Annotated in this window: 16 protein-coding genes and 1 pseudogene; 4 read left to right on the top strand and 13 right to left on the bottom strand. The window is 65.7% G+C overall.

Annotation, left to right across the window (positions count from 1 at the left end; genetic code table 11):
• Positions 1 to 189: 189 nt before the first annotated feature.
• The 4 genes from ACFQUV_RS02090 (at position 190) to ACFQUV_RS02075 (ending at position 3,914) form a co-directional block, all read left to right on the top strand.
• Positions 190 to 1,263 (top strand): branched-chain amino acid ABC transporter permease, encoded by a 1,074-nt coding sequence (locus ACFQUV_RS02090; RefSeq protein WP_129610384.1) that lies wholly within the window; start codon positions 190 to 192, stop codon positions 1,261 to 1,263.
• Positions 1,264 to 1,319: 56 nt separating this feature from the next.
• Positions 1,320 to 2,603, top strand: coding sequence for an ABC transporter substrate-binding protein (locus ACFQUV_RS02085; protein WP_129610386.1), 1,284 nt, complete (start codon positions 1,320 to 1,322; stop codon positions 2,601 to 2,603).
• A gap of 194 nt (positions 2,604 to 2,797) precedes the next feature.
• Complete coding sequence (locus ACFQUV_RS02080; protein WP_129610426.1) at positions 2,798 to 3,652, top strand: ABC transporter ATP-binding protein; 855 nt, start codon at positions 2,798 to 2,800, stop codon at positions 3,650 to 3,652.
• 55 nt (positions 3,653 to 3,707) lie between these two features.
• Positions 3,708 to 3,914 (top strand): hypothetical protein, encoded by a 207-nt coding sequence (locus tag ACFQUV_RS02075; protein ID WP_129610387.1) that lies wholly within the window; start codon positions 3,708 to 3,710, stop codon positions 3,912 to 3,914.
• 1,282 nt (positions 3,915 to 5,196) lie between these two features.
• Here the strand turns inward: ACFQUV_RS02075 and ACFQUV_RS02070 are convergent.
• The 13 genes and pseudogenes from ACFQUV_RS02070 to ACFQUV_RS02010 form a co-directional block, all read right to left on the bottom strand.
• Entirely contained in the window at positions 5,197 to 5,691 is a 495-nt protein-coding gene (locus tag ACFQUV_RS02070; protein WP_129610389.1) for a hypothetical protein, read from the bottom strand.
• Between the two features lie 823 nt (positions 5,692 to 6,514).
• Positions 6,515 to 7,045, bottom strand: a complete 531-nt coding sequence (locus ACFQUV_RS02065) for a hypothetical protein (protein ID WP_244601660.1) — start codon at positions 7,043 to 7,045, stop codon at positions 6,515 to 6,517.
• Positions 7,046 to 7,252: 207 nt separating this feature from the next.
• Positions 7,253 to 7,444: pseudogene (locus ACFQUV_RS02060) on the bottom strand (methyltransferase domain-containing protein); the annotation flags it as partial.
• Between the two features lie 173 nt (positions 7,445 to 7,617).
• Positions 7,618 to 7,980: a hypothetical protein gene (locus tag ACFQUV_RS02055; RefSeq protein ID WP_129610391.1), complete on the bottom strand. Its 363-nt coding sequence runs from the start codon at positions 7,978 to 7,980 to the stop codon at positions 7,618 to 7,620.
• 171 nt (positions 7,981 to 8,151) lie between these two features.
• Positions 8,152 to 9,342, bottom strand: a complete 1,191-nt coding sequence (locus ACFQUV_RS02050; protein ID WP_129610392.1) for a Wadjet anti-phage system protein JetD domain-containing protein — start codon at positions 9,340 to 9,342, stop codon at positions 8,152 to 8,154.
• Positions 9,343 to 9,346: 4 nt separating this feature from the next.
• Positions 9,347 to 12,823: an SbcC/MukB-like Walker B domain-containing protein gene (locus ACFQUV_RS02045; RefSeq protein WP_129610394.1), complete on the bottom strand. Its 3,477-nt coding sequence runs from the start codon at positions 12,821 to 12,823 to the stop codon at positions 9,347 to 9,349.
• Positions 12,820 to 13,512: a DUF4194 domain-containing protein gene (locus tag ACFQUV_RS02040; protein ID WP_129610396.1), complete on the bottom strand. Its 693-nt coding sequence runs from the start codon at positions 13,510 to 13,512 to the stop codon at positions 12,820 to 12,822. Before ACFQUV_RS02040 ends, ACFQUV_RS02045 begins: the two co-directional genes overlap by 4 nt.
• 6 nt (positions 13,513 to 13,518) lie before the next feature.
• Entirely contained in the window at positions 13,519 to 15,030 is a 1,512-nt protein-coding gene (locus ACFQUV_RS02035; protein WP_129610398.1) for a Wadjet anti-phage system protein JetA family protein, read from the bottom strand.
• 42 nt (positions 15,031 to 15,072) lie between these two features.
• On the bottom strand, positions 15,073 to 15,390 hold the full coding sequence (locus ACFQUV_RS02030) for a hypothetical protein (RefSeq protein ID WP_129610400.1): 318 nt from the start codon (positions 15,388 to 15,390) through the stop codon (positions 15,073 to 15,075).
• A gap of 91 nt (positions 15,391 to 15,481) precedes the next feature.
• Entirely contained in the window at positions 15,482 to 17,512 is a 2,031-nt protein-coding gene (locus tag ACFQUV_RS02025) for a helix-turn-helix domain-containing protein (RefSeq protein ID WP_129610402.1), read from the bottom strand.
• The gene (locus ACFQUV_RS02020; protein ID WP_129610404.1) at positions 17,512 to 18,525 is read right to left on the bottom strand and encodes a TniB family NTP-binding protein; all 1,014 of its coding nucleotides are present in this window, start codon (positions 18,523 to 18,525) and stop codon (positions 17,512 to 17,514) included. Before ACFQUV_RS02020 ends, ACFQUV_RS02025 begins: the two co-directional genes overlap by 1 nt.
• Positions 18,446 to 20,905: a DDE-type integrase/transposase/recombinase gene (locus ACFQUV_RS02015; RefSeq protein WP_129610406.1), complete on the bottom strand. Its 2,460-nt coding sequence runs from the start codon at positions 20,903 to 20,905 to the stop codon at positions 18,446 to 18,448. The genes ACFQUV_RS02020 and ACFQUV_RS02015 overlap by 80 nt, the downstream gene beginning before the upstream one ends.
• A gap of 17 nt (positions 20,906 to 20,922) precedes the next feature.
• Positions 20,923 to 21,663 carry a TnsA endonuclease N-terminal domain-containing protein gene (locus ACFQUV_RS02010; RefSeq protein WP_129610408.1) on the bottom strand — a complete coding sequence of 247 codons (741 nt, stop codon included), beginning with the start codon at positions 21,661 to 21,663 and terminating at the stop codon, positions 20,923 to 20,925.
• Positions 21,664 to 21,745 lie beyond the last annotated feature (82 nt).

Here is a 21,745-nt window from a genome sequence, read left to right as displayed (position 1 = left end):
GAGAGGAGACGAGACGCCTCGGCTCTCTGGAGCGAGGAGACCAGACGCGCTTCGGCGTTAAGGAGCGAGGGGAGCGGAAGCGCTTCCACTCTCCTCACCCCGTTCGCACCAGCGAACGGCGGGGAGGGGTCGGGGGGTGGGGCTCGTTCTTCCTTCCTTCGGCCGAAACACCGCGTGGGAGCATTTGACATGGCGATGCAGAGCCTGATCCCGGCCGGCGACTTCCGCTCCAGATACGCGGCCGACACCACCATCTTCCCGACCGCCACGTCGCGCAATCTCGCGTTCCTCGCCGTGGTCGTCCTGTGCGGCGCGCCGTTCGTGCTCACCCAATACTGGCTCAGTCTGCTGATCCAGATCGGCTACATGGCGATCGCGGCGCTCGGCCTCAACCTGCTGGTCGGCTTCACCGGCCAGATCTCGATCGGGCACGCCGCCTTCTTCGGCTTCGGCGCCTTCACCTCGGCCTACCTGTCGAGCAAACTCGGCGTGCCGGTGTTCTTCGCGATCCCCCTCGCCGGCGTCGTCACCGCGCTGGTCGGCCTCGTGTTCGGCCTGCCGGCGGCGCGCCTCAAGGGCCTCTATCTCGCCATCGCGACACTGGCGGCGCAGTACATCCTGCTCGACTTCTTCGCCCGCGCCGAATGGTTCACCGGCGGCGTGGTGCCGGCGACCGCCGCCCCGTTCTCGCTGTTCGGCTGGGTGATCCGCGGTGACCATAATTACCTCTACGTCGTCCTCGCCTATCTGGTGCTGAGCTACCTGCTCGTCACCAACCTCCTGCGCAGCCGGGACGGCCGCGCCCTCGTCGCCATCCGCGACCATTACCTTTCGGCCGAGATGATGGGCATCAACCTGACGAAGTACCGGACGCTGGCGTTCGGGCTCGCCGCCCTCTTCGCCGGCGTCGCGGGTGCGCTCTATGCCCACTACCAGGAGGTCGTCTCCAACGAAGGGTTCGGGATCGACCGCTCGATCTTGTTCCTCGCCATCGTTATCATCGGCGGGCTCGGCTCGGTGATGGGAACCCTGATGGGTACCGTCTTCATGGTGCTGCTGCCCGAGGCGATGGAGTGGCTCACCTCCGCGGTGAGCGGCAGCGCCCTCGACCGCGCCCTCGACCTCGGCACCAACATCTCGTTCCTGCGCGAGATCGCCATCGGCCTGGTGATCGTGCTGTTCCTGCTGTTCGAGCCCGACGGGCTCGCCCACCGCTGGCGGCAGATCAAGGCCTACTGGAAGCTCTACCCGTTCTCGTACTGAAGAAGAAGACGGGCGGCTCGTTTCACCTGCCACAAGAACCTCGGAGGAAACCAACCATGATCGCCAAACTTGCGCTTCTGAGCGCCTCGATCGCGGCGCTGCTGTGCGTCGCCGCCGGCACGGGACGCGCCGACGACGCCATCCTGATCGGCCACCTCGCCGACTTCTCGGGCGGCACCGCCGACGTCGGCAAGCCTTTCGCCCAGGGGGTGGTCGACACCTTCGCCTGGGTGGACAAGAACGGCGGCATCGCCGGCAAGCGGGTCAAGGCGGACACCACCGACTACGGCTATCAGGTGCCGCGCGCCGTCACCCTCTACAAGAAGTGGTCGGGCGAGAAGGTGCCAGCGATCGTCGGCTGGGGCACCGCCGACACCGAGGCGCTGACGAGCTTCGTGGCGCAGGACCAGATCCCCTACATCTCGGGCTCCTACTCGGCGGCGCTGACCGATCCGACCGGCAAGAGCGGCAAGGCCAAGGCCGCGCCCTACAACTTCTTCTACGGCCCGAGCTACTCCGACAGCCTTCGCGCCATGCTGACCTGGGCGGCCGAGGACTGGAAGCAGAAGGGCAAGGCCGGCAAGCCGAAGTTCGTCCACATGGGCGCCAATCATCCCTACCCCAACGCGCCCAAGGAGGCCGGCGAGGCGATCGCCAAGGAACTCGGCTTCGAGGTGCTGCCGCCGGTTCAGTTCGCCTTCACGCCGGCCGACTACACGCCGCAGTGTCTCACCCTGAAGAGCACCGGCGCCAATTATGCCTATCTCGGCAACACCGCCGGCTCCAATATCGCGGTGCTCAAGGCCTGCAAGACCGCCGGCGTCGACGTGCAGTTCCTCGGCAACGTGTGGGGCATGGACGAGAACGCCGCCAGGGCGGCCGGCGACGCCGCGAACGGCGTGGTGTTCCCGCTGCGCACGGCGGTCGCGTGGGGCGGCGACGCCCCCGGCATGGCGACCTTGAAGGAGATCTCGAAGCAGTCCGACCCGTCGGGAGAGGCCTATCGTCCGGTGCACTATCTCGCCGGCGTATGCTCGGCCATGGTCCTGAAGGAGGCGATGGCATGGGCCGCCGCGAACGGCGGCGTCACCGGCCCGAACGTGAAGCAGGGCTTCTACCAGAAGAAGGACTGGGTGCCGGCCGGGATGGAGGGCGTGTGCGTGCCCTCGACCTGGACCGCGGACGACCATCGCCCGACCACAAGCGTGGCGTTGTACCGCTCCAAGGTGTCGGGGCCGACCGACGCGCCGCTTCCCGATCTCGTCAAGAACGGCACCGTCTCGCTCGAGAAGGTCACCACTGTGGATCTGCCGCGCAAACCGGACTGGATGGGCTGGTGAGCCGCGGGTTTTCGCACGCTCGCGACTAAAGCCGGGCCGGGGGGTAATGCAGATCAAGCCCGGAAGCCCCCGCAACGGCATGATGAACGAGTCCCGATGCAGTGGTTCTGCAGGTCCCCGACGGCGGGGGAAGGTCGGCCCCGACCTTCCCCCGTGCCGGACAGAGTGAACAACCAACCTTCATGAGCAGTATGATGAGCCGGCAGGACGAGGCGGCGATCGACACGGGCCATGGCGGGGGTGGGCCGGGCAGCGCGGAGGCGCCGCTGCTCGCCGTGCGCAACATCGAGGTGGTCTACGACGAGGTGATCCTGGTGCTGCGCGGCCTCAGCCTGCAGGTGCCGCGCGGCGCGGTCGTCGCCCTGCTCGGCGCCAACGGAGCCGGCAAGTCGACCACCCTCAAGGCGATCTCGGGCCTGCTCAAGACCGAGAACGGCAGCGTCACTCGCGGCGAGATCGTGTTCGACGGCGCGCGCATCGACGGCACCGACCCGGAGCGCATCGTGCGCCGCGGCATCTCCCAGGTTATGGAAGGCCGTAAGATCATCGCCGACATGACGCCGCTCGAGAATCTGCGGCTCGGCGCCTATATCCGCCGCGACGGCGAGGTGCAGGACGACCTCGAGCGCGTGCTGACCTATTTCCCGCGCCTGAAGGAGCGTACCGGACTCGCCGGCTATCTCTCCGGTGGCGAGCAGCAGATGCTGGCGATCGGCCGCGCCCTGATGGCGCGCCCCGAGCTGATCCTGATGGACGAGCCCTCGATGGGCCTCTCGCCGCTGCTGGTGCAGGAGGTGTTCGGGATCGTGCGGCAAATCAACCGCGACCTCGGCGTCACCATCCTGCTGGTCGAGCAGAACGCGCGCGCCGCGCTGTCGGTCGCGAGCTTCGGCTACATCATGGAACAGGGCAAGGTGGTTCTCGACGGCACCGCCGACGCGCTACGCGACAACGAGGACGTCAAGGAATTCTACCTCGGCGGCAGCGGCGACCAGCGCAAGAGCTTCAAGAACCTGAAAAGCTTCCGGAGACGCAAAAGGTGGCTGTGAGTGCAGTGCTGGACTCCCCCTTCCACCGATCCGCGCGGAGACGCGCGCGACCCTCGTGGCGGCGATCGCCCGCGGCCGTCATTGGCTCGCCGAGATCGTCAGGGGCGGCGTCGACACCGCCGATGCGATCGCGGTCCGCGAGGGCTGCAGCGTGCGCCACGTGAACAAGATCATCTCGCTGGCCTTTCTGGCCCCGGATCTGGTCGAGGCCGCCGTCGCCGGCCGGCTGGAACTGTCGCGGACCGGACACCGGAGACCGTGAATCCCTCCGACCGGGGCGCAGGAAGTCCGCGAAATATAGGGGTTTTCAGGTCTGGCCGGTCCGTCCGGTGATTCTGTTTATGCCTGCACTTTAAGAGTGAGGCGCTGGGGGGCTCTAAGTCTCTGATATTCCACAAACGACGCTGTAAGAGTGAAGCGCGCGAGACTTTAAGAATGAAGCGGAATCGGTCTCTGCGCTTTAAGACTGCAGCGCGGTGCACAAGCCATTGATTTTACGAGCGTATGCCGAGTCCGTTATTCGCTTACAGGTTGAGGAGATTCGGAGAGTTTCAACACACCGCAATCGAGCATCTCGGGCCAATCGTCGTCACGATGCTTCCGAGTGCGGCGCGGGCGGCTCGCAAAGCACCGAGCGGCCGGTCAGGCGGGGGGCGGTTGCCTGCCGGCTACCGGCGGGCGCGCGGCCCGGGTACCGGCTGTGAATTCCCTTCTCGGCGTATGCCAGCGTCCGCGCGCTATATATACAGGCGAAACAGTCCATCGCCGGATAATCTAATGACCTGCGTCGATCCTCGAATCCTTCTCCGCGAACTCGTGTCCGCTACCCCCGTGCTCCACCTTGCCGATAGCACGAGGGATCTACGCCCTTCATGACCATGCCGGTGATATCCGCTACATCGGAAGCACGCCGCGGAACGGTGACCTGCGAGATCGCATTCATGGTCGGCACTCACGCGGCTCCGAAGACCGCAGCCACAAATTCTCAAGGGCCTACAACTGCGGGCGGATGTGGCGGGCCGCGCGAGACAGCAGCCCCGATGCATGCCTCGCGAAGCGACTACGGACCACTTTCGCCAGGACGTATTGCCGAGCTACGTTCGTAGTTCTTTCGTTGCCCGGGCCAGAAATGCTGACGCTGGAGAGCGCCGTCAAAGCGATAGCGCCCCAAGGTATGGACGAGTGGGCGGACACCCGCGACTTTGATCCGGTGAGCGAACCCACCAGTCTGGTAGACGCACTCCTGGACACGCTTTCGTGGACTAGCGAGGAGCGCGCCGCCGTCGGCCGCCAAGCCGCGTGCGAAGCCGCATCCCGGCGGCCAATTTGGTGAGGTCTGCGTGGGCTCCCAAGCCTGGGCCGTTTGGTACCTACACGTTTCCGTTTCTCGTCGGGGGTAGCTATACCCTCTTTGCGTGCTCGCGGGTTGACCGCAACCCCGCGTCCCCGTTGAGAAATCCCCCTGATTTCCTCGATTATCGACGGCCCTCCGGAGACCCGGCCGCGGCGATTCCGTGGGGGCGGGGAACGCGTGGCCGGCGCGGTCACCACCACTGACCGTCGGCCTGGTCGCGCCACAGGGTCGCCCCGGTCAGCACCGGGTCATCGCTCGGGACCGAGCCGCCCTGCGGCACCAGATAGCCGAGCAGCCAGCCGAAGGTGGGTTCCTGATAAAGACTTCCCGGCGCGAACGCCCAGGGCGGGTACGCCGACTGCGCGCTCGTGTCGATGACGCCGACGACCCAATGGCAAGCGACGACGAAGGCGGAGCAGAAGAAGCTCTGCTTGGCGACGTCTTCCTTCGAGGCGACCACGCCGTAACCGTTCCTGACGATGTCGATCTGGTTGTCGAAGTACTCACGGCTCCGTTTCTGAAACCGCGCCGCGCCGATCAGGTCATAGAACCGGCCCTGTCCGATGACGGCATCGACGAACTCTCGCAGCGCCCGCGGCCGGTCGCCGCCGAAACCGGCTTGGGTTCGCAGGACCGCGACGCACCGGCTGCCCTCGATCGAGGCCTGGAGCGCGTGCCTGCCCACACCGCGCGGGAAGTTTGACTCGGCGACCTCGCCGTCCCCAGATAGATCGCAGCGTGCGTATACGGGCTGCCGGTCGCCTCCGCTATCGTTCGTCGGAATCCGGTGATCTCGCGCGATCTGTAGAGCAGCACGTCGCCGGGCAACAGGTCCCCCGGCTGAATGATCAGGCCGCTGTCCGGCGGCGGCGGCGATCCCCCGCCCTGATCGCCCGCCGCGGTCTCGCTTCTGTTGCCGGTCATGTCGCGCCTCTGGAGAAGAGGTCCCCGCGCGGGATGCGCGCGGCTCGGCATCGCCTCGTTCCCCCGGACGCATAACACGCGCGGACACGCGGTGGCGTCCTCGTCCGTGAGGCGTTCGGCGGCCAAGACGAGGTCCGGCTGGTCGACCGCTTCCGGCCGACGGGCTCGTCGCGTCGGCGACGACGGGCAGGTGGTCGGGCACACCCCGTTCGGTGACCTCGCCGTCGAGGTCGGCGGCGCGAGCCCCGGCTTCGACGGTTGATGAGTCAACGTTGAGACGGTTGTCCGGTCCTTCCGGCGAGCTAGAGTCCGGTTGCCTCCAGCCTCTCGGTTGCTGCCCTGATGAACGCGAACTTCCTCGCGCCACGGGAGGGTCCTGGGTACTCCTGGATCGGCGAGCGCATCGTCGAGGGCGGCGCGCAGCTTGGCGGGCATGACTTTGTTGCCGCCCCCGGCCTTAGCGGCGCGATTTCGCCATCGCCTCGGTCATGAGCGTCAAGATGGCACCGATTATGCGGCCGTTTAGGTTCGTTTTCATCTAGGGCCCTGCGTCACCAAGGGCCCAGTGGATCCCGCGGCGGGGCTTATGCGACGGCTTTGGGATCGAAGCCGATCATCGGTGTGTAGCTCTGGATGATTTCGCCCGCGACCTTGACCGTCCGGGCCTTGTTTTCGTCGTCTTTTTCGACCCTGCCCTTGATCGCCGCTTTGACGCGCGCGCCGAAACCAGGGTTTATCAGCTTCTTCAGCGGATTGCCGTGCTTATAGATGTCGTCCTTTACCCAGGTGCGATAGTCTTCGACCCATGCAGGGTCCTTCATACATGCATGAATCGCCGATAGCGTAATTCCGCTGGTGAACCCTCCGTCGCGGCAGATCTTCTTTGCCTCCTCGGCGACGCGTTCGGTCATTGACCACAATTTCCGCAGGCGCTGTGCCTCGTCGTCCGGGATTAGCTTATTCCGGAGGACGTGCTCGGCGAGCACCCGCTGCAGGTGCTCAGGCAGGTCCCGTCCGAGATCCTCCGCCTCCCGGGTCAGGGCCCCCCGGATCGGGTCTGTCAGGACGACCGATACCTTCGTAGTGCCTGTCTCTCGCTCGCTGCTGTCGGCCATTCGAGTGCCTCCTGGGAGTGTGAACAGCATCAGATATATATCCGAAGTGCAATGGATGCAATTAAGACCTCCATCGGATGAGATTTTGGTTGATGGATCGCGAATTACGTGGACGGCGTAGAGAACCCGGCGGGATCGGTGATCTCGCCCCGTGCCATCACCAGCGTTGCGCGGTCGAGCGACCGGTTGGATGGCGGCGCTGCGGGCGTCGGACTGCAGGGACCGGATGTTCGTCTCGCCTTCGCAGGCCGCCCGCCCTTTCACTCGGTCGAGCATGCGCGCCTGCAGGTCGAGGGCGACGACCTCGCCGCTGGGCGCGACCGCATAGGCGAGCGGCAGGGCGACCCGCCCGGGGTCGCATCCGATGTCCAGGATCCGCTCGCCAGGACGGGGCGCCAGCAGGCGGAGTACCGGCTCCGTGCCACGACATCGAGGAGTTCGCCGTCGGCCGAGCCGAGGAGGACGAAGAGGTCGAGGAGGCGAACCCGGCGCCGCGCCGGGCGCGGCGTGGCCAAGAGGGGCGGACGCCGGAAGGCGGCGTAGGTCGCGTTGAGCGTGAGAGGGCCGGCCGGCTATTCGATAGGAAGCCTGTCAAGGAGGTCGCGGCCAGCGGTCTCGCGGCTGCCATCGCCATCAGCGGCGGGCGACCCGCCCGCCGAAACAGCGAACAGGTCGTTCGCGTCGGTGATGTCGTAGCCGATGGCCTTGTACCCAGCACGTCGTCGGGCCGCCATCTTGGCGAGGACCGGCACTATGTGTGATGTGTCGTCGTGTGTCCATCGCGGATTGCAGGTAATCCCGTCTTGCGCGCAGGCGTTTATGGTGCACAAGCGCGGTGCGGCCAAGAAGGGGGGCCGCCGCAGGGCCGCCTGACTGGCCTCAGCCGCTGACGGGGCGTGGCTCGGCAGGCTGGCGTAGCCGAAGACGATGATCAAAGCGGGACGTCCAGCAGTGGAGCAGATGCAGCCATCGTCGAGACAGCTGCCGAGATGGGCGGCACTTGGCCGTCCTGATCGCCGATAGTCGCCGGATGTTCAAAATAGCGCTGCGGTTTACCACCAGCCCTTATCTTGTTCATGCTTGCGAGTTTCGATCCGACGCAGTGCTCAGCACGGCGCGCGGTCGGGCGAATACACCGGCAGTTCGGGATCGAGTTCCTCCTGCTCGAGCGTGCTTGCGCCCGGGCGACCAAGGTACTCGACAAGCTCGCCGATTCCGCTCTCTGGCGGGCAAGGCGGCAGCGGCGTCAGCTTTTCGGGCGGGGTCCCGAGTTCCTGGGCGAGTTCGGGCGTCATCAGGTGCGGGCGGACGCGCCGTCCTACCGCCCGCTCGACGGTACGGAAGATCCAGGTCCCGTCGGGGTCGATGTCGGACCAGTGATAGATCGGGGTTTCCGGGGGGAGCGCGCCGACGATGACCCGGAGGGCGTCCTGAGTGCCGAGCGAGGGGTAGCCGCCGACATAGACCGTGATGCCGAGGCGGTTTGGATCTGCCTCGATCACGTGGCGATTGAAACTGGCGTAGTTTTCGATGGTGAGAAGGTGCTGGGGCGGCGTCGGAAAGCGCAGCCGGCCCGCATCGGCAGGCGGAATGCCGACATAGGCCGGCAGAGGGTCAGGAAGTCCTCCACGGTCGATCGAGATGCATCCGCCGATGAGGAGCGGGGGCGCGAAGCGCTCCAGCCCGATCGCGCGCAGCACCTCGCGCGGCCGCGCCTGGGGTGGCAGTTCCGGCATCTCCCGGGCGGACGCGACCAGCTTGACGACGGCGTTCTCGATCCTTTCGAGCGCCTTGCTGTCGCCGGTGATCCTTCGCGAAAACGTGCGGTAGTCGGCGTGAAGGTGTTTCCCCTCGAGGATCGTTTGCGCGAGGACGAGGGCGGTGCGGAGCTTTCTGGCGTGTTCGGGTTCGAGGTTCTGCCAGGACTTCGCCTTGCGCCAGACGTCCCCGATCGCCGACGCGGCGGCGGCGAGAGCCGGATCGAGAATCAGACCGTCGGTCGCCTGCCGGATGGCCTGGTCGGCGAGGGTCGCGGCCGGTTGCCGTCCGAGGAGCCTGTACAACGGCAGAGGGTCGGCCAAGCGGACGTGCTTGATCGAGTCGCGGTGGCTGCCCCGGCCGCGACCGATCTCGACGGCGCCATCGCTCTCGGCCTTCTGGATCGCCTTCTCGAAGGCATCGGCGACCGCGATCGAGGGGAAATCGTCGGGGTAGGCGATGGGCGCCGCGGTGCCTGCCTCGAAGCGATCGAGAAGGTCGGCCAGCAGGTCCTGGGCGACGGTGAACCGACGTGCCATCGCGCTATTCCGCAGCGGTCCGGGCGAGGACCTGCTCGTCGGTCAGCAGGTCCGGATTGATGTCGCGAAGGGCGGATCGCGTCTGCTCCTTCAGCCGGATCACCGTAGCTTGGGACTGTTCCTCGATGCGGTCGACCTCGACGATCGTCTCCATGTGCTCGAGCACGGCGACGCGCTTCTCGAAGGGGGCGGCGATGACGATCTGCAGGCCGAGGTCCTTGTAGAAGGACATCATCTGGCGCTGGTTCTTGCCGTCCATCTTGGAGAAGGCCTCGTCGAAGATGGCCAGCGAGATGCCTTTCGGGCGGTCGCGGTCGGCCCGGCCACCGCCGTAGACGGTGGCGAGCGATGCGCCGATGGCGACGTAGATCGGCACCTGCTGCTCGGCGCCGGAGCCGGTTCCGCGGCGCGTCTCCCACTTGGTCCGCCGACCCGTGTTGATGTCCTCCATGTGGATTTCGAAGGTGTAGAAGTTCCGGTAGTCCTCGAACTGTGTGACGTCCCGGTTCGGGTCCTCGAGCAGGGCTTCGAGCGCCAGGATGGTCTCGCGGTGGGGGTAGTCTTCCGGGAAGTCGCCCCGGAAAAGCATGTCGAGCGCATCGCTGGACGTTCCCGCGATCTCGAGCACCCGCAAAATCGGCTGGAAGTCTGCCACGGCGGTCTTGTGGAATGAGTACCGTTCATTGTGGAAGGGGTGGTCTCGCAGGTTCTCGTTGAGAGTGCGCAGGTCCCGATCCATCTTGTTGATGCGCTGGGTGAGCGCGTTGATGAAGTCGCCGCGAATGAGGGTCTTGGCTTTTTCCGCTGCCTCTCGAGCCTGGCGCTCGTACTGCCGCAGTTCGTTGCCTTCGATCAGTTCGATGAGGGTGATGGCCCATGGCTTGACGATGGCCATGAGTTCGCTCTCGGCGCCCACGTCCACCACCGTCCCGAACTCGTTGAAGTAGTCTTTCAGCTTGGTCCGGGCGGAGAGTTCGGCCCGCTGGCGGGCCTCGTCGGCCTCGGCCGCTTTTTCGTCAGCGCGCTTCTTGATGGCCCGATGCAGTTCGGGTGCAGACGAAGCACGCTGGATGTCGAGCCGTGCACGGTAAGAAGCACGACCATCTAACCATGAGAACATCGGACGCTGGTGACGGTAAATCCTGCGTGCGAGACGAAGATTGAAATCGGAGCCGGGGGAAGTCTCGCCGAGACCAAGCATCCGCTTCTGATGTTCGATATCGGATCTCGCCTTCCCGAGGGCTTCTCTGTGTGAGTTGCGCTCATCATCACGGGTTTTCTTGAGAGCAACCTGGGCGGTACGTTTCTGTTTCAGTCCGCCGTCCCCGACCTGGTCGAGCGCGGCGATCTGGCGGTCTACGCCGATCCACTCGTCCCGGGCTTGGATAAATCTGGCCGAGATATCGGTGAGTTTTCCCGGGCCGTTCAGGTCTGATAGCCACTGGATGGCGTTATTGGCTCGTTCGAGATAGCCGACGATGGAATCCAGTTTACGCGCGACTTCCTCCCATTCTGCACGTTCTTCGGCGAGACGATGCACGGCTTGTGCCCGGGCTGCACGACCGATGCGGTAGTCTCGCTCATTGGCAGCGCGGTGGCTCCGGACCAATCCATCATCGTACAGTCCATCGGTCATTATGGCTCGGCCGGGACGCTCGAATTCTTGGAGGGTGTTTGCGAGCCGCACGTTGCCGTAGCGACGGATCAGGAAAGCCATCGCATCGGGGTCGGTCGTTCGGAAGATCGTCGGGAAGGTTCCGGCCTCCGGCGGGGCCCGGAGAACCTCGAGCTTGTTGAGGCTGACCAGGGAGGCTCCGCGGAACTCGCGGCGGCCCTCTTTGAAGAGGGTCGTTGCCGCGAAAATATCCTTGCGGTCGACGAACACCGCTTCCCGGTCACGGGCCAAAAGCCCCTCGGCGGCCGTCCACTCGGGACGTTCGATCTCGATCAGTTCACACAGGACCCGGGGGGCCATATTCTTTTGTCGAAGCGAGCGACAAAGGTGATCAGCGGGATCGCTGAGGGGTGGACCTCCGGTCAAGGCGCTCCGGTCCAATTCGGAGCGCAGCCGTTCCTCGTTCTTCTGAGCTTCGACCAGCTTGGCCGAGGCATCGGTTCGGGCCCGTTTGATAGCTGCTGCGACTTCCGGCAACACTTCGATCAGGGATGCCTCTGCGCTCTGGGCCGCGTCGGGAAGTGCGCCGGGAGTTGCGCTGGCCAGGGCCGAGTCTGCGTTCGCGACGGTCGACGCAAATCTACCATCCCGCAGTCCCTGCAACACGGGTGCCGCGACGTCGTCCTGCCGAAGGTTGTGTAATAGTGAAACGGCGTTATTGAGCCTCTTGACCTCGTCAACTCGGCGCCGGAAATCCCGCTCGGCTGCCTCTTCGTCCTTCTTTGCTGCTTGAAGAGTACGGAGCAGGCCACCGCGCCCGCTCTTTGCATCGTGCTCCGCGATTTGCTCGTTAAGGCGCTTGACCTCTTTCTCGATGCCATCGATCTCCTCGTCGAGGAACTCGATCTCCTTCAGTTCAGCCTTCTCGCGCTCATGGGCGACGCTCAGCTTCTGCAGGATGTCTCGATTGGCAGCCCTGGCGGCCAGCCAGCCGGCCCTGGCGGAGATCCAGGTCTCTCGCGATTTCGTTTCGAGCGCCGTCTCGAACTGCTGGAGCACCTCACGCAGCGTTTTGAGGGCATCCAGCTTGCGGCGCATCTTCGCGATGGTCTCGTTGATGCCCCTGTAGGTCTGGATCGAATCGCGCAGTTCGCCGATTCGGATGTCGTTCTCCTCGAGGATGAAGCGACGGACGAACTCTGTGGCTGCGAGGTTCTGGTTGAGCGTGAGGGCGTTGACGACGGCCTTCTGGAGGGCGCCGGCGTTCTGTGGCGCGGCCGGCATGCCGGGCACCAGGACGCGCATGTACTCTCGGACGAAGTCGAGGGGCCTGTCCCGGTGGTTCTGGAAGTTCTCCGGGCCGACCGCCTCCACGATCCGGGCGCGCACGTCGTCCCACTGCGCCGGGAAGCGCTCGCCGTCACGTTCATCGAGGAAGTCTTGCGTGCGCAGGATGCGGCCGACCACCACGAACCGGCCGAGGATCGTCTCCTTCGGATCGGACTTTCGGGCCTCGATTGCGAGGCCGATGGTCACGGGCTTCCTGTCGGCGTCAGTGCTCTCGAAACCCAAGGCGATATAGGTGAGGGAATCCTGGCGGCGCGTCTGGTCGTCGCCGAGTGCTCCGAGGCAGTATCCGAGAACGCTTCGCTTGGAGCCGCCGGTTGCCTTGCCGGATTCTCCGGCGATGGCGTTCAGGCGCATGTAGCTGCCGCTCGCCCCGGTGAGGACGACCTGCATCATGTCGAGCACCGTCGACTTGCCGGATCGGTTCTCGCCGAGCACCCCGATGTGCCCGCCGACCTCGATGTCCTCGGCATCGAACAGGTGCCAATTCACCATGGTGATGTGCCGGAGTTCGATCATGGCTGGTGGCCTCCGGCCTCGGCAGGGTCCACGTCCTGGTCGTCGTTGTCTTGCGGGTTCGGTTCCGGCTCGGGCGGGCGCCGGGCTTCCTCATAGGAAGCGTAGCTTTCGAGCTTCTTGAGCGCATCGTCGCCGCTGATGAGCTTGATCATAGGACGGATTTCGACCTCATAGTCGCTCTCGTCGGGGTCGTACTCGCCGATGGAAACGAGACCGCGCTGCGCCGCCTCGCGCAGGATTTCATGGAGCTTTGCCGGCGGGATGATCGATCGGCCGCCCGCCTGGGTCATGTCCTGATAGCGGTGGTGGAGCATGTTGAGCGACGTCCGAACCACCGCGCGGTCCTCGACGGCACCGACATTCACCTCGTCCTGCCAATGGGCGGCGAGCACCAGCATCACGATCGTCTCTTCGAGACGCATCTTGGGCAACGGGATCTCGGTGTCGTTCGGGACGATCCCGACCCATTGCTCTTCCGGCTCGCGGTGGACGGTGTATCCGCAGCAATCGAAGAAGCCGTCGATCGCTGCGCGGAATCGATTGTCCATGGCCGTGTTGTAGGCCAGCGCTGTTCCGCGATCGCCGGCGAAGATGAATTGCTGTCGCAGGAGCATTGCAAGCGTCTTCCGCAGGTCGCGGAGCTTGTCCGGGCCGTGTTCGTCCTGGATGCGGTCGAATTCTGCGAGCATGGGGCCTCACAAGTCCAGGATCGCTTCGCGCGGGGCCACGACGAAGTTGTCACAGAGCACCCACTCGCTGTCGTGTGGAGGCGTATCCGGGGCAGGTTCCAGCTTGAAATGGTCGGCAACCTCGGAAGGAATCTCTCCCGTGAGGGCGTATCGGCGGGCCGCGTCGAAGGCGAGGAAGTCGTCGATGGTCGCCAAGCAGATGAAACGTGCTTCCTTGTGGGTGAAGGGCGGCACCTGCTGCTCGAGGAAGCGCCGGACATCCTCCGGTCGGGGGGCCAGCCTGGTGATGTAGGCGAGGCGAAGGCGCTTTCTGGCGGCATGGATCGGGTCGACGGCGCGTGCCTGGAGCGCCTGGACCTGCACCGGCTGACGCGGTCGCCGCGTAGGGGCATGCAGGAGCGGGGACCAGGCCGACCGGAGGGGCTCGATACCCCATTGGACGACTTCGGGGGTCTTGTCCGGCGCTCGCGCCAGGATCGCATCGAAGCGGCGGACGAGGTCCCCCGCCCGGCCAGCGAGGCCACGTCCGTCGCGCTCGGCGTACTTGATCGTGTTCCGGACCCGTATCTCCAGTTGGCGCCGGAACGCCTCGATCCGCTCGAACATCTCCCCGATCTGCTGGAACATCTGCTCGATCGAGAGGAGGTCGCTTTCGGCGTCCTGATGTGCGTTGTCGAGGTCCGGGGAGAGCTTTGCGGTGACGTACTCCTCCGCGATGATCGCCATGATGGACGGCGACCGGCCGATGCGATGAGTGAGGTCCACGATCTCGTCGCGAAACCGGTCCGGGTGGTTGACGGTCAGGATGGACTCGAAGTCCTTCAGCAAAAGCTGGTCGACGAAGTCCGTGAAGAAGGCCTGCAACCGGTCTCCGAAGGACCGGGCGTCCATGATGACGGTCCGGATGCGCTTGAGGTCTGACAGGATGGCCCTCAGGCTCCCGGTGAACTGCTCGGACTGGGTCTTCAGGTGCTGAAGGCCGATGGCGCTTCCCCGGTCCTTCAGGCTCGACTTCGGGGTGAGCTTCTGGATGGCCTCCAGTCCGAGCCGGATGTTGATGACCAGCCCGCTGAACCTCTGGGACACGTCCTTGTTCAGGCTGGCCAGTCGCTGCAGGACGAGGAGTGGCCCCATCGGCATGTCGACGGTGACCCTGATGCCGAACTCCTCCTCCTCCAGCCATCCTGTTGCGAGGAGCCGGCCATAAATCTGCCGAGCGATACCGAGCGCCTTGTCCCCCGCCTCGGATGGGCGGTTGCTTGCCCGACGCATGCGCCGGCGACCCTTGGACACCAGTTCCGGAAGACCCTCGCCGAAGTCGTCGGCCTCGCTCCAGAGGGAGGGGTTCGCACGCATGACGTCGTAGATCGCGTGCACCACGTCCCTCGACGCCGGGAAGCGAGGCACCCCGGTGAAGAACCGCTCGTACAGGTCCAACAGGCAGGCTTCGTACAGGTGCCGGTGCGCCCGGGAAAACACCAGGAAGGCGTCTTCGTGGAGGTGTTTGAACAGGGTCATGCGAGGGTCTACCGTGCGCGGCCTGAAAACAACTAACTATCATTACTTAACGATGCGGAGATGCCCTGAGTCCCCTTTGTCGTCGGTAGGCAGGTTGATCGAGTATAGCCTGATCGCCTCACTTTCGTGAATTCGCATCATGGATGCGAGATCGGAGATCGAGTATCCCATCTCCTCCAGATGGAGATTCAGCAGGTCGTTCACTGTGGTCGGCTGCTCGGGTGGAATATCCGACTCGGGCGGTTCGCGAAGCTTAATCTTGTGAATGTTGAATTGCTTCCAGATATATTCGACTTGCCGATCATTGATGCCCTGGCTCGTTTTGCGGCAAACACAAGTGATGCCATCGACACGCGCCACTCTGGTTTCAAGGATGCGGCCAGGCGCAGGTCTACACTACGACCAGCGAAGAACGCGACCCGGTACATCCGGCATATGGTGTTCAGGCACGTCATGCTCTGGTCTCGGGCTTGTGATCAAGCAGTACCTCGACCCTCTCGCGCCGGAAGGCGAAGCCGCGGTTCTCCTCGAGCGTGAACGCGGGCTCGATGCCGTGTTCACGGAGCCACGCCGGGACGTCGCGGGCCCGCGCGATGCCGGCGTGGCGCACGATCTCGGGGACGAAGACGAACTCGCGGGCGAGTGCCTCGACGTCCGCGCGGGCAAACGCCTTGAGAGGGTCGGCGCCCTTCCGGGCGAGCCTGCCGGCTTTGGCGAGCTTCCAGACCGTGACCTCGGTGACGCCGAGGATTTCTGCCGCGACCTGGTTGCCGATCCAGGCGTCTGCCGAGATGGGCGCCTCGCCGATTTCCGCCGTCACCGCCTCGACGAACCGGCCGACATCGGCGACGCTCACCGCAGTCAGCCAGTTCCGGTTGCGGCCAAAATGCTGGCGGACGGCGGCCTTGCCGGAGACGATCGCGGCGATGACGGCGTCCCAGGGGACGGGGGCGATGCCGAGCCGCTTGACTGCCTTGGAGATGCGCATGCCGCGCGGCAGCGGCAGCGACGGGCCTCCCTCCTCGGCGCGGGCGGCGATCGCCGCGAGGACTCGCTCGACGGTCGATCTCCGGAAATATGGTCCCTCGGCCTGGAGTAGCCCGAGGACGGGTCCCTCCATGCGCTCGATGAGCCCGCGCTCGACGAGAGCCGGCAGCACCTCGGGCTTCACCGCCAGCATCCCGGCGGCAAACTTTTCGTGGAGGGCATCCTCGAACAGCGGGACGAGCGGCGCGACGTCGGCGACCTTCATCAGGCGGGGCGAGAGCCCGGCCTCGGCCGACGTCACCACCGGGATGGCGCCGCTCGCGGCGAGCCATCCTAGGTTCTTGCGGGGGAGGCCGGTGATCTTCGCGAGCGCTTCGGCAGGCAGCCAACGCTCGTCGCGGGCGTAGTCGGCGCGTCGGAGCACTCCGGCTTCGGCCGTCCGCGCCATGTCGCGCTCGATCCCGTCGCGAACGAGCGTCCGCACGACGGCCGGAAGGTGCTGGTCATGCGCCATCGCATAGAGGGGGCCGAGTTCCTTCCGGACGCCGTAGTGGCCGGGGCGCTCGTTCGCGATCGCGCGCACGTGGTTGGCGATCGTCGAAAAGCCGGCGTCGCCGCCGATGATGGCGCGCCCGGCGCCGGCGAGGACGTTCGGAGTGAACCGGGCGTAGGTGTCGAGCTTTTTGGGGCGCTCGAGGGTCGAGGTCGGGCCGTCGGGCGCTGCCGTGAGGGCGCATGCGAAGGCGACCACGGCTTCGAAGAGAGTGCTGTTGTCGAGGTCGGCCCACGGGCCAGTGAGCAGGCGGCGGGCAGCCGCCTTGCGGTCGGGATCGGGATCGACGAGCCCGGTCACGAAATCGAGCGCCTCGCCGTCGGCGACCTCGACCAGGGGCTGTGGGAAGTCGGCGAGGAAAACGTTCGGGAGTCCCGATGTGTTGACGCACCGGTCGCAGACGTCGATGCCGCGGGGGCGGGTCCAGCCGAGGGCGTGTCCGCAAACCGGGCAGGCGGAGATCAGCTGCTCGCGGGTGTGTGGGTCGAAGCTGAAGAGCCGGATGTCCCAGAGCGCCCGATGGAACGGCGTGCCCTTGCCCAGGGCACCGGGCGCGACGCGGCGGATCTTCAGTTCCCGGTACTCGGAGCGGATCATGACGCCGAAGAAGTCGATGGCCTCGGTTTGGACGCCTGGCAGGGTGCCGGGCTTGTGGAGCCGGGCCGCGATCTCGTCCGCGTCGGTCTTCAGGAGCGTCGCAAGGCCGCTGATGCGATCGGGATCCGCGAGGGTGGTCGGCAACGCGAACGGCACGAGTTTTCCGATGCCGGCGAAGGCGAGCCCTCGCGACGTCTGCTCCGTCGGCGTGCAGGCGAGGCAGCGGGTGACGAAGCCAAGCAGGCTTTCGCCCGGGATGGGCGCCGGCATGTGCGCGACGAACGGCCGGACCGCTTCGGGCGGCACGATCTTGAGCCGGCCGGTAATGGTGTCGAGGACGGACATCACTGGTCCTCGCGCACGGCCTCGAGCGTGTCGGGGCGGGCACCCTTCGCGAACGGATCGTAGAAGACTTCGTCGTCGCTTAGTTCCATCCAGCTGCGGAAGGACGCCTCGATGTCGTTCCAGTCGGGCGTGGTTCGGTCCTTCTCGAACGCTCGTTGAAGGGCGAGGCGCAGGATACGGCTGATGAGGCCGATCACGCCCCCCGTCATGTCGTAGAGGATGGCGCGGGCCTCAACGCTTTCGACGAGGCCGATTGGCGCATCGACGACGCCGTCGTCGAGCATCTTCCGCTCGAGCTTCGCGGCGAAGCCGAAGAAGTATTGTCGGTCCTCCTTCACCGCGATATCGAAGGCCGTGAGGCTGATCGTTTCCTTGCGCCGCGAGCGCAGTTCCGGCTCGGCGGTGAACAGCGGCAGCATCTTGTCCGTGCCAAGGATCGCGATCGAGAACACCGCATCGTTGACGAGGCTCTTCAGGGCACCGGCCATCGACCTCGCGGTGTTGATCCCCGCGTCGATGAGGAGGTTGTGGGCCTCGTCGAGGACGACCACGAACGTCCGCTTCTCCTTTGCGATCCTCCCGATTTCGCGGTTGATGCGCGCCTCGTTGTAGGACCGGGAGACCAGGACGTCGCTCGCGGACGGGTCTCCGTATGCCTCAAGGATGGCGGCCTGCAGGGCCCGCGTGGACTTAATGCTCGACTTTAGGGTGACGACGAGCACGGGGATTTCGTCGTCGCTAAGGTTCGGGTCGGCGAGGATCTCGTCGACCACTACGCTCATGGACTTGCTCTTGGTCGCGCCGCTGGGGCCGACGATGGGCAGGATCCAGAACTCCTCGAGCTTGACCGGGCGGCCCTTGGCCACCGCGACGCGCCGCTCGTTCGCGGCTGCAGCGCTCATCGTCTCCGCCCGCAGCGCCAGAAGGCGTTGCTTAACCAGCTTCATCCGCGGGTGCGGGATGAGGATGCTGCGGAACCGGTCGAGCCGTTCCATCTGTTCGTCGAGGGTCATCGCGGTACTCCGGATACGCAGGTGCTTGGGGGCGAGGGCTACTTGTCCTCGTCCCAGTCGAGGTCGCCGAGCAGCTTTTCGGCGAAGGAGGTGCCGCCCGACTTGCCCGGGTCGATCTTCGGGATCTTGATCTTGGAGGGGTTCCTGGCCTTGCGCGTGCGCTCGGCGTCGTGCTGGCGCTTTTCCTCCGCCGCCTCCTCCTTCTTGCGCTTGCGCGTCTCGGCCGCCTTCTTGAGCGCCTTCCTGCTGGGCCGCTCGCCGGCGGGCCGCTCGCCGTCGTCGGTGCGGTCGAAGCCGGCACCTTCATCGGGATGAGGGCGGGGTCGTGCTCGATTCTGCCGTCCGGATGGATGGTCCCGTGCAGCACATTCTTGTGCCGGATCGGCTCCTCGGGGAGGGTGTCGGCCTCTCCGTAGGTGCCCATGCTCTGGGCGAGGCCGCGTCGGGCATCGCGAGTTTCCCGCAGCGGGAGTTGGCCTGCGATGCTCATCCAGCGCTGCCGCAGGCGGTCGCGCGCGGCCCACATCTCGTCCTCGTCCTGGAGGTTCTTTTCGGCGTTGACGGCGAAGATCTGGGCGGCCTGCCAGAACGACAGTCCCTGCGAGAACTTCCTCGCGCGGTTCGGCAGGCTCACATAATGCGGGGTCGGCTTGCCGGCATGGTTCCAGACCTGGATCGACGAGCAGTCGGCCGGGTTGTACTTGATCTTCACCTTCACCCGCGCCGAGGACAGCAGCCGGCGCGACTGCGTGCGCTTCGACTCCCCGGGCGCCATATCGGCGAGCAAGCGCGTCGTCAGGTCGGTGTCATGGAACACCATCCGCTTGAAGCGGATGCCCCGGCGGGTCAGCACGGCCTCGTCGACGCGGCCAATCATCGCGTCGAGCTGCCGGATGTCGGCGATGAACCGCCGTCCGTGTCGCTCAATGCCCTCACGCCAGACACGTGCCGGGACGGCGCCGAGCCCTTCGTGGGGCTTGCCCTGGTAAAGGATGATCATTTCGTGGAGCAGAGCGTCGAGATCTCCGAGGGTGATGATGGCATCGGCCTTCGGGTCGAGCCCGACCTGCCGCATGGTCTTGGGGTCGTACGGCACGCCGCCCTGCAGCTTGTGCAGGAGCATCGTGTTCAGCGTCCCGAAGAACCGTTCCCCGATCGCCTTGTATTGGGGCGTCTTGACCGGGGCCCAGATCACCTCGATGCCGGCGTCCGCGAGCGCGTCCTGGAACGACGGGCTGGTGAACTCGAGGCCGTGGTCGACCAGGATTGCCTCGGGACATCCCCATGCATCGGAGGTGCCTTGGATGTGCGAGAAGACCTTGCGGATGTAAGCCTTCGGCCGATTGACGCGTTTGAGGACGAGCAGCGCCGAGAAGAGCGAGGGCGGCTCAAACGAGACGAGATGGCCGAGGATCATGCGCGTGTAGACGTCGATGCAGACAGTGATTGTCGGACGCCCGAGCGGGATGAACGTCTCGGTGTCGATGACGGTCCAGGTATCTGCCGTCGTGCTGTCCATAATCGCGAGCTGCAGCGGCCGCTCGGCGGAGACGCCTTGGCGGCAGCCCTTGAACTTCTCGTCGGCCTCCTTCTTGGAGTACTTCCGGGCCCAGTTCTCATGGCTGGTCGCCGCCGTGATGCGGCGGCGGATGGTCTCCATCCGGCGCGGCCCTTTCAGCGGCTCGCGGCCCTCGGCCTGCCGGCGCGCGTTTTCCTCGCGCAGGAGTTGCCGGAAAACGCCATAGGCGTCGTTGTAGTCACACGTGCGGTCGGACCAGTATTCCTCGACGGTCCTCGCGATCAGTTCGAGGATCCGCGGGGCGAGACGGCTGCGGGGCCCGCGTCCCCGGCTCGACCGGAAAGCCCGGAGCGGACGGCAGTCCGGGGCGCCACATTCTTTGATGGCGCGGAACAGGGTGGACGCAGAGAAGTCGTGGTCGAGGCCTTTCGCTATCGCATGGGTGCGCAGACGTGCGATGAAGCTCTTCAGCCACTTCGTGCCGAGTTGTGCGCCTTTCTGTTTGTCCCACATTCGGACATAAAACTGGAGGGTGCGCGCCCGCGCGCAGTCCGGAGTGTCTTCTTCGTGCGGGCCGAACTCCGAGTCCTTCGCGACGTGGCGGCGGGAGGGGAAGAAATCGATCCTTCGCACCTCTGCGCGGTCGAGAAGTTCGCTGAACATTCCGATCGTGATCGGCTTGTCGAGCGCGGTGCCCTCCCGTTGGAACAGTAGGATGCCGTTCGGCCGCTGCTGACAGAAACGGAAGAGGCCGTCGGGGAATTCGTACGTCTCGCCCACCCGGATCTGCAGCGGCAAATCAAGGAAGACCGGTCCCGGGGGGCCGGGCCTGAGGTCGTCGGGCAAGGCGTCTGCGGGCATCAGGTGCTCCTGGTGCTTTACGTTCGGCGCGGGGCCTCGGTGATGAGGGCGTCCGCGTCAAGCCTCTGATAGAGATCGACGGCGGCGACGCGCCGGACGATGAGGGCGTGCAGTCGCGCCCGGGCGAGGACATCCCACCGGTCAGCGGTGGCGCTCAGGACCTCGATCGCGCGGCCATACGGGAGGGTGCCGCCGGCGGCGTCGATGGCCTCGCGGAGCTTCAACTCGTCCAGCGACCGCACGAAGGTGTACCGGTGGCCGGAGATGAGCCTGGAGTTCGAGAGACGCGGCTCGACGTCGATGTCGTCGACGGCCGTGAGCCGCCGGAACACCATGCCCTCGGCGTGAAAGACCTGCTCCGCGATCTCGAGCTTCCGTGCGTACTCGGGGTCCTCGAACTCCTCGGGGGTGTCCTTGGTCTCGATGACTTCCCCCGTGCCGTCCCACATGACGCAGCGGAGATCGGGGGTGTAGCGGAGGTCCCGCTCGCCCGGGCGCTGGATGACGAGCGTGTACGGCTGCTCGAGGTAGCTGACGACGTTCGCGTCGGCCTCGAGGATCCACATCAGGTGCTGTTCGTGGATCGCCTCCCACTTGACGCCACGTCCGGCCTTGAGCGACGGGTACCGCCCGATGGGCTTGCGCTGGCCGCGGAGACGGATCCGCCGGGCCGGCTGGCTGTCCGCGCCGGAGAGCAGGCGGATCGTCTTGCCCAGGAACACCCGGGCCGCAGCTTCGCGGTCGCGTTCGTTCGTCACGTCATCCTCCCACGGTGGTTTGCCGACCTCAGTGGCGTCTCATCGGGCGGCATAGCGGCGCGCGCCGCCGCGAAGCTCGTCG

This window comes from Rhodoplanes sp. P11, assembly GCF_964266735.1.
In the GTDB taxonomy this organism is placed as follows: Bacteria; Pseudomonadota; Alphaproteobacteria; order Rhizobiales; family Xanthobacteraceae; genus Rhodoplanes; species Rhodoplanes serenus.
Note: the sequence above shows the minus strand (reverse complement) of the source record. Positions and strands in the feature narration are given on the sequence as shown.